This is a genomic window from Novosphingobium sp. GW821-FHT09E05, assembly GCF_059416165.1.
Map to the genome: position 1 here is coordinate 42,548 of NZ_JBWKOQ010000008.1, position 11,568 is coordinate 54,115.

At 70.6% G+C, this 11,568-nt stretch carries 9 protein-coding genes and 1 riboswitch; of the genes, 1 reads left to right on the plus strand and 8 read right to left on the minus strand.

Features of this window, described 5'->3' with window-relative positions:
- Positions 1-21 precede the first annotated feature (21 nt).
- From AC07M9_RS19785 to AC07M9_RS19800, 4 genes are read right to left on the minus strand one after another with little or no spacing between them, the layout of a single operon-like run.
- A complete protein-coding gene (locus AC07M9_RS19785; RefSeq protein WP_494886176.1) occupies positions 22-582 on the minus strand; it encodes a histidine phosphatase family protein in 561 nt (186 codons plus the stop codon).
- Positions 579-1,595: a nicotinate-nucleotide--dimethylbenzimidazole phosphoribosyltransferase gene (gene cobT / locus AC07M9_RS19790; protein ID WP_494886177.1), complete on the minus strand. Its 1,017-nt coding sequence runs from the start codon at positions 1,593-1,595 to the stop codon at positions 579-581. The genes AC07M9_RS19785 and cobT overlap by 4 nt, the downstream gene beginning before the upstream one ends.
- Positions 1,592-1,999 carry a DUF1636 domain-containing protein gene (locus tag AC07M9_RS19795; protein ID WP_494886179.1) on the minus strand — a complete coding sequence of 136 codons (408 nt, stop codon included), beginning with the start codon at positions 1,997-1,999 and terminating at the stop codon, positions 1,592-1,594. Before AC07M9_RS19795 ends, cobT begins: the two co-directional genes overlap by 4 nt.
- Positions 1,999-3,960 (minus strand): TonB-dependent receptor plug domain-containing protein, encoded by a 1,962-nt coding sequence (locus AC07M9_RS19800; RefSeq protein ID WP_494886180.1) that lies wholly within the window; start codon positions 3,958-3,960, stop codon positions 1,999-2,001. Before AC07M9_RS19800 ends, AC07M9_RS19795 begins: the two co-directional genes overlap by 1 nt.
- A gap of 114 nt (positions 3,961-4,074) precedes the next feature.
- Positions 4,075-4,268, minus strand: a riboswitch (cobalamin riboswitch).
- 73 nt (positions 4,269-4,341) lie between these two features.
- Between AC07M9_RS19800 and AC07M9_RS19805 the strand changes: the two genes are divergently transcribed.
- Positions 4,342-5,658 carry a cobyrinic acid a,c-diamide synthase CobB gene (locus AC07M9_RS19805; RefSeq protein ID WP_494886181.1) on the plus strand — a complete coding sequence of 439 codons (1,317 nt, stop codon included), beginning with the start codon at positions 4,342-4,344 and terminating at the stop codon, positions 5,656-5,658.
- On the opposite strand, the gene mdoH is transcribed toward AC07M9_RS19805, so the two are convergent.
- The 4 genes from mdoH to AC07M9_RS19825 all read right to left on the minus strand — a co-directional run bounded on the left by mdoH (position 5,637) and on the right by AC07M9_RS19825 (position 11,212).
- Positions 5,637-7,469, minus strand: coding sequence for a glucans biosynthesis glucosyltransferase MdoH (mdoH, locus tag AC07M9_RS19810; RefSeq protein ID WP_494886182.1), 1,833 nt, complete (start codon positions 7,467-7,469; stop codon positions 5,637-5,639). The genes AC07M9_RS19805 and mdoH overlap by 22 nt on opposite strands.
- Positions 7,466-8,953: an OpgD/OpgG family glucan biosynthesis protein gene (locus AC07M9_RS19815; protein ID WP_494886184.1), complete on the minus strand. Its 1,488-nt coding sequence runs from the start codon at positions 8,951-8,953 to the stop codon at positions 7,466-7,468. The genes mdoH and AC07M9_RS19815 overlap by 4 nt, the downstream gene beginning before the upstream one ends.
- Positions 8,954-9,048: 95 nt before the next feature.
- Complete coding sequence (locus AC07M9_RS19820) at positions 9,049-10,242, minus strand: efflux RND transporter periplasmic adaptor subunit (protein ID WP_494886186.1); 1,194 nt, start codon at positions 10,240-10,242, stop codon at positions 9,049-9,051.
- On the minus strand, positions 10,235-11,212 hold the full coding sequence (locus AC07M9_RS19825) for an RND transporter (RefSeq protein WP_494886187.1): 978 nt from the start codon (positions 11,210-11,212) through the stop codon (positions 10,235-10,237). Before AC07M9_RS19825 ends, AC07M9_RS19820 begins: the two co-directional genes overlap by 8 nt.
- Positions 11,213-11,568 lie beyond the last annotated feature (356 nt).

The window sequence follows — 11,568 nt, forward strand, 5'->3', positions numbered from 1 at the left end:
ATGGCCCCAGCTCTTCGCCCTTCACGTCTTCAGTCCCACGATCTGCGCCGCCTCGCCCGGCCAGACCCTGAGCGACAGGACGCAGGAATACGGCAGGTCGAAGGCCCAGACCTGTCGATGTTCCATGTGGAACAAGACCGAAAGCGCCGCCCGCATCGCGCCCGCGTGGGTGAGGACCAAGCTGGGACCGTCCAGCCCCGCCAGCGCCTCGCCCACGCGCGCGCGCAGCTGTGACCAGCACTCGCCGCCCGGCGGAGCGTGGGTTTCGGGATCGTCCCAGAAGCGGGCGTGGGCGGCGGGGTCGACCTCGGCGGGCGCGAGGCCCGTCCAGGCGCCGAAGTCGAGTTCGCGCCAGCGTCGGTCGATGGTGCGGGGCAGGCCCTGTGCCTCGGCGATGGCCATCGCAGGGTCGAGCGCGCGGACGAGGTCCGAGGATATGACATGTGCGAAGTCCAGCCCCTGCGCCCCGGCCACGCACCGCGCGGTGCCCGAGGGCAGGGCTGCATCGTCGCGGTGTCCGAGCAGCAGGCCCGGCACCACCGGCGCGCCGTGGCGCATGAGGTGGACGAGCAGGCCGCTCATCGCGCTCCCGCCACCGCCGCTTCCTCGAACGTCGCCATTTCGCCGTGCGCGGCGAGCGCGGCCTGCACGATCGGCACGGCAAGCGCGGCGCCGCTGGCTTCGCCGAGCCTGAGGCCGAGGCGCAGCAGCGGTTCGAGGCCGAGCGCTTCCAGCAAGCGCGCATGGCCCGCCTCGGCCGAGCAGTGCGCGGCGATGCAGTGGTCGGTGAAGGCGCGGCTGCCCCGCGCCAGCGGCAGGATCGCGGCGGAGGCGATGAAGCCGTCGAGCAGCACAGGGACGCGCTGCAGGCGCGCGGCGAGGATGGCGCCGGCCATGGCGGCGATCTCGCGCCCGCCGAGGCGGCGCAGGGTTTCGAAGGCGTCGGTGCAGCCCGCGCCATGGAGCGCGAGCGCGGCTTCGACCGCCGCCGCCTTGCGCACGAGGCCGCTATCGTCGAGCCCGGTTCCTCGCCCGACCCATGCGCCGGCCTCGCCGCCGAGTTCCTGCGCGCAGAGCGCCGCGGCCGGGGTGGTGTTGCCGATGCCCATCTCGCCCACGAGGAGGAGCTGGGTGCCCGCCTTGAGCGAGGCTGCTCCCTGATTGAGCGCGTCGAGGCAATCGGCCGCGCTCATCGCGGGTTCGCGGGTGATGTCGCCGGTCGGGCGGTCGAGATCGAGCGCCACGACCGAGAGTTCGGCTCCGCAGGCGCGGGTGAGCGCGTTGATCGCGGCGCCCCCGGCCTCGAAGTTGGCGACCATCTGCGCGGTCACTTCGGGGGGATAGGCGCTCACGCCCCGCGCGGCGACGCCGTGGTTGCCGGCGAAGACCACCGCCTGCACCCGGTCGGCGTGCGGACGCTCGGCGCCCTGCCATCCCGCCATGAACAGCGCGATGTCCTCGAGCCGCCCGAGCGAACCGGCGGGCTTGGTCAGCCGCGACTGGCGATGATACGCGGCGTCCCGGCTGGCGGCGTCCGGGCCGGGCAGGGCGGCAAGCGCGGCGGCGAAGGCGGGGGGGTCATCGAAGCGGATCATGTGCAGACGAACCCTTCCGGCGGGGTGCGGGTGATGAAGTGGCCCTTCACGCCCTGCGGCCATTCGCGGAACGGCACGCGGCCCTCCTCGCTGGCGGCGTGGGCAGTCGCATATTCGAGGATGGCGCGGGCGGCGTCCTCGCCCGGCACGAAGTCGCCCAGCACGTAGCCGACCTTGCCCGGCGCGCGGATGTGGACGGTGCAGGAACGGGTGCAGGCGAAGAGGCAGGGCATGGCCTGGACGGCCACCCCCTGCAGCTTCGGGTCGGCGGCCTGCACTTCGCGCATCGCCTCTTCCAGCAAGGCCCCGCCGCGCCGGCCCCGGTCGTCCTCGCGCACGTCCGCGCTGAGCTTGCAGGTGTTGCAGACGACGACCGAGGGGCCGGGCGCGACGGGTTCGAGCATCAGAAGCGGCTCCTTATGCCGAAGGTCACGGTGCGGCCCAGGGTGCCGTAGCCGCTGACCGTCTCGTAGTCCTTGTCGGTGAGGTTCTCGGCGCGGGCCTGCAGGGTCAGGCCGTCCGTAACCTGCCACTGCGCGCGCAGGTCGACCAGCCAGTAGTCGTCGAGCTTCGCGGTGCCGGTGGCGGCGTTGAAGCTCTCCCCTGAATAGCGCGCGGCGACGCTGGCGCGCAGCCCCTGCGGCAGCTCGATCCCGGCCTCCGCATTGGCGAGGTGGCGGGGCACGCGCTGGAGCTGGCGGCCGTAGGTGGCGCCGGCGGTGCGGTCCTCGGCCTCGATCCAGCTGTAGTTGCCGTTCGCGAACAGCACGCCCAGCTTGCCCGAGGCGGAAAGCTCAAGCCCGCGCGCCTTGGCCGCCTTGACGTTGGCGTAGTAGCCGAAGCGCGTCGTGGTGGTGCCGGGGATATAGCAGACGGCGGGCTGCGCGCCCGCGGTCGGGCAATAGGCGAAGTCGATCAGGTTGTCGGTGTCACGCTGGAACCAGGTGGCGGCGAGGTGCAGCGCCTCTCCGAAGTTCTGCTCGGCGGCGACTTCCCAGCCCTTGGCCTTTTCGGGGCTGAGGTCGGCGACGCCGTAGATGCTGAACATCTGGTAGAGCGAGGGGGCCTTGTAGCCTTCCGAATAGCTGGCGCGCAGGACCGTGGCGCCCGCGTTGGGGGTGTAGACCGCGCCCGCGCTCAGCACGGTGTTGCTCCCGAAGCGCGACTGGTCGGAATAGCGCGCGCCGCCGTTCAGGGTCAGGCCGGTGACGGGCGTGATGCGCAGTTCGCCGTAGACGCTGTTGGTGTCCACGCTGGTGGGCGTCAGCACATAGGGAGCGGTGTTGTTGCCGGGCGAGGCAGTGGTCATCCGCTGTTCCTCGCGCTCGGCGCCGAACACGGCCTGGACCGCGTCGGAGGCGGTGTAGGTGCCCTGGTACTCGTAGCGGCGGACCCGGCCGTGCGCGTCGAAGCTGATTGCGCGGATCTTGCGCGCCGGGTCGTAGTTGGCGCGGTCGGTCTCGCCCTGGAGGAACGCCACGCGGTTGACGAGCTTGCCGTCCAGCAGCGCGAAGTTGAGCCCGGCGTAGCCCGACCACTCTTTCGTCAGGCCATAGGCGAGAGTGTCGCCGCTGGTGCCGTCGAAGTCGTTGTTGGACTTCGACCAGTAGCCGCGCAGGTCGAGGCTGACGCCCGGCGCGACGCGCACCGTCACCGTGCCGCTGGCGGCGCTGCGGGTGTAGCCGTCGGCCTCGGTGCCGTTCGAACGGGCGGAGATGCCGTCGGTGGTGAAGCGCGAGGCGGCGAGGCGCCAGTCGATCGCCTCGGACGTGCCGCCCACCCCGGCGCGGGCGGAGACGGTGTCGTGGGTGCCGGCCTCGACCACGACGCTGCCTTCGAGCGGCTCGGCCGGGCGGCGGGTGCGCACGTTGACGACGCCGCCGATCGCGTCGCTGCCCCACAGGATCGACTGGGGCCCGCGCAGGATCTCGATCCGGTCGATGTCGTCGAGCAGCAGGTTGGAGAAGCCGTAGCCGCCCGCGGTGGACGAGGGGTCGGACAGGCGCATGCCGTCGATCACCATGACGCTCTGCCCCGCATCGGCGCCGCGGATGCGCAGCGAGGTGGTGGTGCCGTAGCCGCCGTTGCGCGACAGGCTGATGCCCGGCGTGCGCAGCAGCGCGTCGGTCACGGCGACAGGCTGGAGGGCGACGATCGCGGGCTCGTCGAGCACGGTGACGGTCGAGGAGACGCGGCTCGCGGCGACGGGAGTGCGCAGGGCGGTGACGACGATGCGGTCGGCGGCGCCGTTGCCGCTGTCCAGGTCGCTGCCGGTGTCGTTCGGGTAGGCCTGGGCGTCGTCACGGGCGAGTGCGGGACTCGCAGTAAGAGCGAGTACGGCGACGGCGGTAAGTTTATGATACAACGGTACTTCCTTCAAGCAGACGGCATCGACCCCGCAGGCCGGGCGGCCCACGAGGCTGTGGCTGTCGTCACGCGAGGATTTATACCCCGTTCGTCCGGCACACCCTGTCCGGTCGAAGAACGACGGCGACGGGCAGGTCTCCTGGCTCACGGGTCGGTGCCGGTCCGGCCGCCTTCTCAGGACCTTGCAGGGTCCCAATGGCGTGATGGCCGATGGCTCTCCGCTTACAGTTGCAGGGGCAGCCCCGGGGATTTCACCCGAGTTCCCTTTTGATCCCCTCGCGGGGAACCTGTCGCAAGGCGGGCAACTATCGTGCGGCGAGCCAAGGCGCAAGTGGCCTATGCTTGCGCCGGGAAGCGCGGCCCAATAGGTGCCGGGGCGATGAACGATATGGATATCAGGCACTGCCCGGCGCTGCTGGTCGCCGCCCCCGCCTCGGGGCAGGGCAAGACGCTGGTGACGGCCGCGCTCGCCCGCCGCCACCGCGACGCCGGGCGGCGGGTGCGGGTGTTCAAGTGCGGGCCCGATTTCCTCGACCCGATGGTGCTGGAGGCGGCCAGCGGGGCGCCGGTCCACCAGCTCGACCTGTTCATGTGCGGCGAGGCGGAGTGCCGCAGGCTCCTGCACGAGGCGGCGGGCGAGGCGGACCTGATCCTTGTCGAGGGGGTGATGGGCCTGTTCGACGGCGATCCCAGCGCCGCCGACCTTGCCCAGCGCTTCGGGTTGCCGGTGCTGGCGGTGGTCGACGGATCGGCGATGGCGCAGACCTTCGGGGCGCTCGTCCACGGCCTCGCCACCTACCGGCCGGGGCTGGACCTCCATGCGGTGATCGCCAACCGGGTGGGGAGCGAGCGGCATGCGCAGCTGCTGGAATCGAGCGTCCCACCGGGCGTGACCTGGCTCGGCGCCCTGCCCCGCGAGGCGGGGGTAGCGCTGCCCGAGCGCCATCTCGGGCTGGTGCAGGCAGGCGAAGTGGCTGACCTTGAAGCGCGGCTGGCCCGCGCCGCCGCGCTGCTTGCCGACGCGGCGCTGCACCTGCCGCCGCCGGTCGCTTTTGCGGCACCAGGCGGAATCGCGCCCGAAGTTGCCGGGCTTTCAGGCAAGCGTATCGCCGTGGCGCGGGATGAGGCCTTCGCCTTCCTCTACCCCGCCAATATCGCCTGGCTGGAGCGGGCAGGGGCCCGGCTTTCGTTCTTCTCCCCGCTGCGGGACCAGGCCTTGCCGGAATGCGATGCGCTGTGGCTGCCCGGCGGCTATCCCGAGTTACACGTGGAACAGCTAGCGGCCAACGCACCGATGCTGACGTCGATTTGGGCGCATCACGCAGCGGGCAGGCCGATCCTCGCCGAGTGCGGCGGGATGCTCTACACCTGCGATGCGCTGGACGACGGCAAGGGGACTCGGGCGGAAATGCTGGGTTTGATGCCGGGCGAAGTGACCATGCAGCCACGGCTTGCGGCGCTGGGCATGCAGCAGGTCGCGCTGGAACGCGGCACCCTGCGCGGTCATACCTTCCATTATTCCCGGCTGGAAACGCCGCTGTCGCCTTTCGCGCGGGCGGCGACGCCGGACGGGCGCGAGGGCGAGGCGATCTATAGGCAAGGCTCGCTCATCGCGAGCTACATGCATTTCTACTTCCCATCCGCCCCGCTGGCGGCGGCCGCGCTGTTCGCGCCTCAGGCCTCGACGACCGCCTGATCCTTGAGCGGGGTGAGCGGCTCGGGGCTGGGCAGGCGCGGGGTTTCGGTGATGCCGGGCTCGGGCACGCGGAAGAACTTCGCCGCCGCCGCGCGGTCGCCGAGCGCCTCGCTCGACGACGTGCTGATAAGCCAGGGCGAGGCGAGCAGGCCGACGATGATCGGCGAAAGCCACAGCGCGGTCATCGGGTCGAGCCACGCGGTCGCGGCGAGCGCGGCGCCCAGCAGCAGATGCTCGCGCAGGTCCGGCAGGATCTCGCGCACCGGGATGCGGCGGGCGTCGCGCGACTGGGTGTTCCACCCGGCCGAGATGCCCAGCAAAAGGCCGAGCAGCGCCTTGGTCTGCGTCACCATCGTGATCGGCGCGAGCAGCATGCCCAGCGCGATTTCCAGCGGCACGGTGCGCAGGATCGCGCTGGCGCCGCCGAAGCTGCGCCGACGGTCGCGGTCGGCGAGCATCCAGATGGTGCCCATCGCCTTGGGACCGAACAGCAGCACCAGCGTCAGCGCCAGCACGCTGGGCGGGGCGAGTGTGACGAAGCCGCCGGTATCGCGGGTCGCGACCTGGCCGATCATCGTCAGGATCAGCAGCAGCCAGCCCGGCGAGGTCAGGTAGGCCGAGGCGCCGATCAGCAGGTGCAGGCGGCTGGCCCAGTGCAGGCCCGAGGCGCCGAGCAGCTGGAGGTGCTGGAGGTTCCCCTGCATCCAGCGGCGATCGCGGATCGCCATGTCGACGATGGTCGGCGGGAATTCCTCGTAGGAACCGCCGATCATGACCATGTGCACCGCCCATCCGCGCCGCCGCAGCAGGGCCGATTCGAGCATGTCATGGCTCAGGATGTGGCCGCCGAAAGGCGCCTTGCCGGGAAGCTCGGGCAGGCCGCAGGATTCGGCGAAGGCGCGGGTGCGCACGATCGCGTTGTGTCCCCAGAAGTTCGATTCCGCGCCCGACCACCACAGTAGCCCGGCGCTGGCGATCGGCCCGTAGGCCTCGCTCGCGAATTGCATCCAGCGCTGGAACAGCGTGCGCGCATTGGTGATCATCGGCACCGTCTGCAGCAGGCCGATCGAGGGGCGTTCCTCCATGATCGATGCCATGCCGACGATGGTGTCACCGCTCATCATCGAATCGGCGTCGAGCACCAGCATGCATTCGTAGGCGGCGCCGAAGCGGCGGACCCACTCGGCGATGTTGCCGGGCTTGCGCGCGGTGTTCTGCTCGCGGCGGCGATAATAGACCTTGATCGGCGCTGCGGCGGCGAGTTCGCGTGCGGCGGCTTCCTCGCGCTTGCCGTGGAAGGGGTTCGAATCGCTGAGAATGAAGAAGTCGATCCATGGCGCGCCGCCCGATGCGGCGATCGAGTGGGCCATGGCGCGGGCGCGGGCGAAGACTTCCTCGACGCTCTCGTTGTAGACCGGCATCAGCACGGCGGTGCGGTGGCGCAGGCTGGAGGCGGGGCTGGGCAGGGCGGTGAAGCCCGGATGCTCGCCGGTGATGAGCTTGAGGAAGCCGATCGTCGAGGTGACGAAGCCGAAGGCGATCCAGCAGAACAGCGGCACGAAGAACAGCAGCAGCACGACTTCGACCCAGTCGAGCCCGTCGCGCGACAGCTCCATGCGCACCGTGCTCGAGGCGGCAAGGCCGATCACCGCGGTCAGCGCCAGCAGCAGCAGGCGCTTGACCAGCATGCCGTGCGGGCTGGTGAGCACCTCGCGCGCGCCGGGCGGGTTGCCGTAGAGGTTCTGCACCGGCATCGCCATCGGCGCTTCGGCGGGCAACATCGGCAGGCTGGGGACGGGGGTCATGCTCATGCTTCCAGCGCCTTGATGACGGTTTCGCTGAGCGCGGTGTCGCCGCGCTTCAGGAACAGGCGGAACTGTGGCTGGTTCAAATCCTTTGTCCTCACGTCGAGCATGACGCGCCACCGCGCCCCGGCCTGTGCGACGGGATAAGCCGTGGCGGAGGCAATGGCTCCCTTGGGCAGGTCGGTTTCCGGCGTCACGCCGCTGTCGCGGGTCAGTCCGGCCAGCGAAGGGCCGGCGAAGTCGAACACGAACTTGCGCACGCCCGCCATCGGCGGGGCGCCGGGAATTCCGCCGGGACCGTCGTAGACATCGACGCAGCGCGAGGCCTGGTCGGCGGCCGGGTCCTGCGAGGTCCAGGTCAGGCGATAGGCGAAGTCGCGCCGCTCGCCGGCCTTTGCGGGTTTGTCGCCGCGCCAGAACATGGCGATGTTGTCCATCGTCTCGCTTTCGGTCGGCATTTCGTAGAGGCACACCGCGCCCGCGCCCCAGTCCCCCTTGGGCTCGACCCAGAGCGAGGGGCGGCGGTCGTAGAACACGCCGTCGTCCTGGTAGTGGTCGAAAGCCTGGTCGCGCTGGATCAGGCCGAAGCCCCTGGGCGAGGGCGCGCGCAGCGAATGCAGCCTGGCGACCGGCGGGTTCTCCAGCGGGCGCCAGATGCGCTCGCCATTGCCGGCCCAGATCGCGAGGCCGTCGGAATCGTGGATCTCGGGCCGCCAGTCACGCCGGGCGGGCGGGCTCGACTGGTCGTACCAGAACATGCTGGAGGCGGCGGCGAGGCCGAGCTGCTCGACGTTCTTGCGCAGGAACAGCGCGGCGGTGACGTCCTGCGTCACGCGGCTGGCGCCCTTGCGGCAGTCGAAGGCATAGGCGCCGGTCAGGCTCGGGCCGTCGAGCAGGGCGTGGATGCGCACGGTGTCCGGCCCGGTCTGCTCGATCCAGAAGTGGGTGAAGGCGGGAAATTCCTCGCCCTTGGAAAGCCCGGTATCGACGGCGACCGCGCGGGCCGAAAGGCCGTACTGGTCGCGCGAGCCGGAGGAACGGAAGTAGCTGGCGCCCTGGAAGGCGAGCCAGTCGCTCTTGCCGCCCGCATCCATGACGCGGAACCCGACCGGGTCGGTGTTGGTATCACCTACGAAGAGTCCGGCGGTATCGACGATCTCGCGCGCCTGCCCGCCTTCGACGATGGCGATGCGCACCGGCTTGGGTGCGGTGCCGCGTGTTGCCGGGAACAGGCGGACGTTGCCCGCTACCGCTTCCGTATCGCCGTAGGTCAGCTTGACCGCCGCATCGTAGTCGGCAGCGGCGCGCGGGGAGTCGGCGGTCTCGACGTAAGCCTTGCGGGCCTGCGCGCGGGCGCGGGCCACCAGCATTTCCCACGAAAACGCCGCCGGGGCGCCGAGGCGGCCGCTGGTGGCCGCGAGGACTCCTCCGGGCATTGCGCTTGCCGCTGCAAGCGCTGCGAACAGCCTGACCGCCATGCGGCGCGACATCTGCGCGTCGATACTCAGAAATGGACCCCTTCGCTGGCGCTATTGCCTCGATGCCCAATACGCTCGGACGGCGTAATTGTTGCACCGCAAACCTTTCAGCGACCTGTCTGGTCCGTTCCGCTCGTCGCGTCCCGCCAACCGATGATCACCTGATCGCCCGGTTCGAGGCCGTTGGCGAACACTTCGGTGCGCTTCCCGTCGCTGCTCCCGACGGTCACGTAGACCCGGCGCGGCTCCCCGTCCTCGAGCACGTAGATCCGCTCGCGCCGGTGGCTCTGCCCGGTCGCGGGCTCGAACTGCAGCGCCGGGTTGGGCACGAGGAGGACATTGCTGCGTCGTGGCAGCTCGATTTCCACCGTCGCGGCCATGCCGGGGCGGACCTTGGGGTCGGGCCGCTCGATCGTGAACACCGCGCGGGGCGGCGCGGACTGCGGCGGCGGGCTGATCCGCATGAGCGTCAGCGTGGCCGACTGCGGTGTCTCCGGCATGGCATCGAGGCGGACCTGCGCCAGCGTTCCCGCCTTGATCGGCGCGCTGGACCGGGCAGTGAGCGGCACTTCCACCGTCAGCGGGGCGAGCCCGGCGGCGATCGTGAACAATGGCTGGTGCTCGGCCACCGGCTGTCCCGGCTGGGCGTGGCGCATGACAAGCGTTCCCGCGATCGGCGCGCGCACTTCGGAGCCGGCCTGCTTCGCGCGGTCGTCCCTGAGCTGCAGCTGCGCCGCCTCGGCTTCCGCCCGCGCCGCGGCAACACCGAGGTCGCCCCTGCGCGCTTCGGCCCGCGCCCGTTCGATTTCGTTGAGCGACGGCGCCCGCCCGCCCGAGCGCTTCCATACGCTTTCGAAGCGGGCGAGCCGCGATCCGGCATCCTGCGCGGAAACGCGCGCCCCTTCGAGCGCGGCCTGCGCGGCGGCGAGCCGCGAGCGGTCGATCTCGACCAGACGGGTCACCTGCGCGGCATCGATCACCGCCAGCAGTTCGCCCTTCTCGACCCCGCCGTCGGTCTTGCCGGAAATCCAGGTCATCTGCCCGGCAAGGCCCGCCGTGACCGTCACTTCGCCCGAACCGCGCACCTGTCCGCGCTCCGATATCAGCGGGGTGAGGTCTCTCCTTTCGACGGGCGCGGAATAATAGGGCGAATCCTCGCCCGTCACGAAGCGCACGAAGAACGTCAGCGCGGCCAGCGCCGCCAGCGCCAGTACCAGCAGGCTCAGCCAGTGGCGCAGGACGTGGCGCGGAGCGGCGCCCAGCAGGGCGTCGAGCGGGGTATGCGTGTCTTGTTCAGTCACAGCCGGCGGTCACCGTTATCGTCTCATCCGTGGCGGGCGGGCTCGCGGCGACCACCGGGCCAAGGCCCTCGCGTGCCCAGTCCTGGTTCTGCGCGGACCACAGGTCCAGCGTCGCGGTCACCCGTGCGGCGCGTGCATCGAGCAGGGCGAGATCGACCGCGGTCGCCGCCGCTTCGGCGACATACAGCGCCGGGAAGCTGCCCGCTCCTGCGCGATAGGCGCTGCGGGCATCTCTGACGGTGCGGCGCGATTCCTCGAGCGCCTGGGCCAGACGCGCCTCGCGCAGCACGCCGTCGGCCAGCGATGCGCGGCGCGGATCTTCGGGCGGGGCCAGCGCCAGCGGGTCCACCGGGGGATCGGGAATGGGCGCGGACACGCCCAGCCTGGCGGCAAGGGCCTCCGGCGTATCGCCGACGAGACGGGCGAGTTCGGCCATCGCCTCTTCGAGCCGCCCCTGCGCGAAGCCGAGTTCGCCTTGCGCCACTTCGGCCTGCGATCGGGCCAGTGCACCGTCGATTGCCGAAGCGAGGCCGGCCTCACGGCGGAACTGGGCGACTTCCGCATTGTCCTTGTACTGGCCGCGCAGCTGGCTGCGCACGGCGACATCCCGTTGCAGCCGCCTGACATCGACATAGGCCAGCGCGATCTGCCGGGCGATGCGGGCTCGCCGCGTGGCCACGCGCTCCACCCTGCCGTCGCGCGCATTCGGAACGGGCTGGACGCTTCTGTCTCCAAGGAGCCGCCCGAGGCGGGCACCGATGCGGCGGGCATCGTGCTCCGCTTCCTGATCGTAGCGGCGCAAACCCGAAACCTGACAGGCCAGTTCCTGACTGCGATCCAGTCCCTGCTGCACGAGCGCCGCGAGCACGGGGTCGCCGGCCTCCCGCCACCATGCGGGCGTGGGCGGTGCGGGTTGATCGGCCGCCGCTTCGGCCACCGGCCCCGCCGCGCCTGCCACCTTGCGGGACATACCGGTGCATCCCGCACTCGCGAGAACGAGCGCGAGCATCGCGGCGTGGCCCGGCAGGGCGGCTGTTCTGAACGTATTCGACACGTACAATGCGATAGCACCTGAGTCCGGCGAAGCAATCTTGCTGCGACAGCGAACGCGGCAAGGCGCGACTGGCTGCATGCCTCGTCCGCCCAATTGGATGCGAAACACTGCGCCGGTAAGGCACTCCGGGCCTCTAGCGCTGGTTATCTAACGGAAAATCCGCAGAAAACGGCCGATCCTGAAGTTTCATGAAGCTTTTTTGAAAAACCGTGTTGACCGAATCGCGGGTGGGACTTAGAGGGCGTTTCACCGCAGCGGACCACACGGTTTGC

Coding starts and splice junctions, on each gene's coding strand:
- AC07M9_RS19805 (WP_494886181.1), top strand. CDS start 4,342: ATGAACGATATGGATATCAGGCACTGCCCGGCGCTGCTGGTCGCCGCC.
- AC07M9_RS19785 (WP_494886176.1), bottom strand. CDS start 582: ATGAGCGGCCTGCTCGTCCACCTCATGCGCCACGGCGCGCCGGTGGTG.
- mdoH (WP_494886182.1), bottom strand. CDS start 7,469: ATGAGCATGACCCCCGTCCCCAGCCTGCCGATGTTGCCCGCCGAAGCG.
- cobT (WP_494886177.1), bottom strand. CDS start 1,595: ATGATCCGCTTCGATGACCCCCCCGCCTTCGCCGCCGCGCTTGCCGCC.
- AC07M9_RS19815 (WP_494886184.1), bottom strand. CDS start 8,953: ATGTCGCGCCGCATGGCGGTCAGGCTGTTCGCAGCGCTTGCAGCGGCA.
- AC07M9_RS19825 (WP_494886187.1), bottom strand. CDS start 11,212: ATGTCCCGCAAGGTGGCAGGCGCGGCGGGGCCGGTGGCCGAAGCGGCG.
- AC07M9_RS19795 (WP_494886179.1), bottom strand. CDS start 1,999: ATGCTCGAACCCGTCGCGCCCGGCCCCTCGGTCGTCGTCTGCAACACC.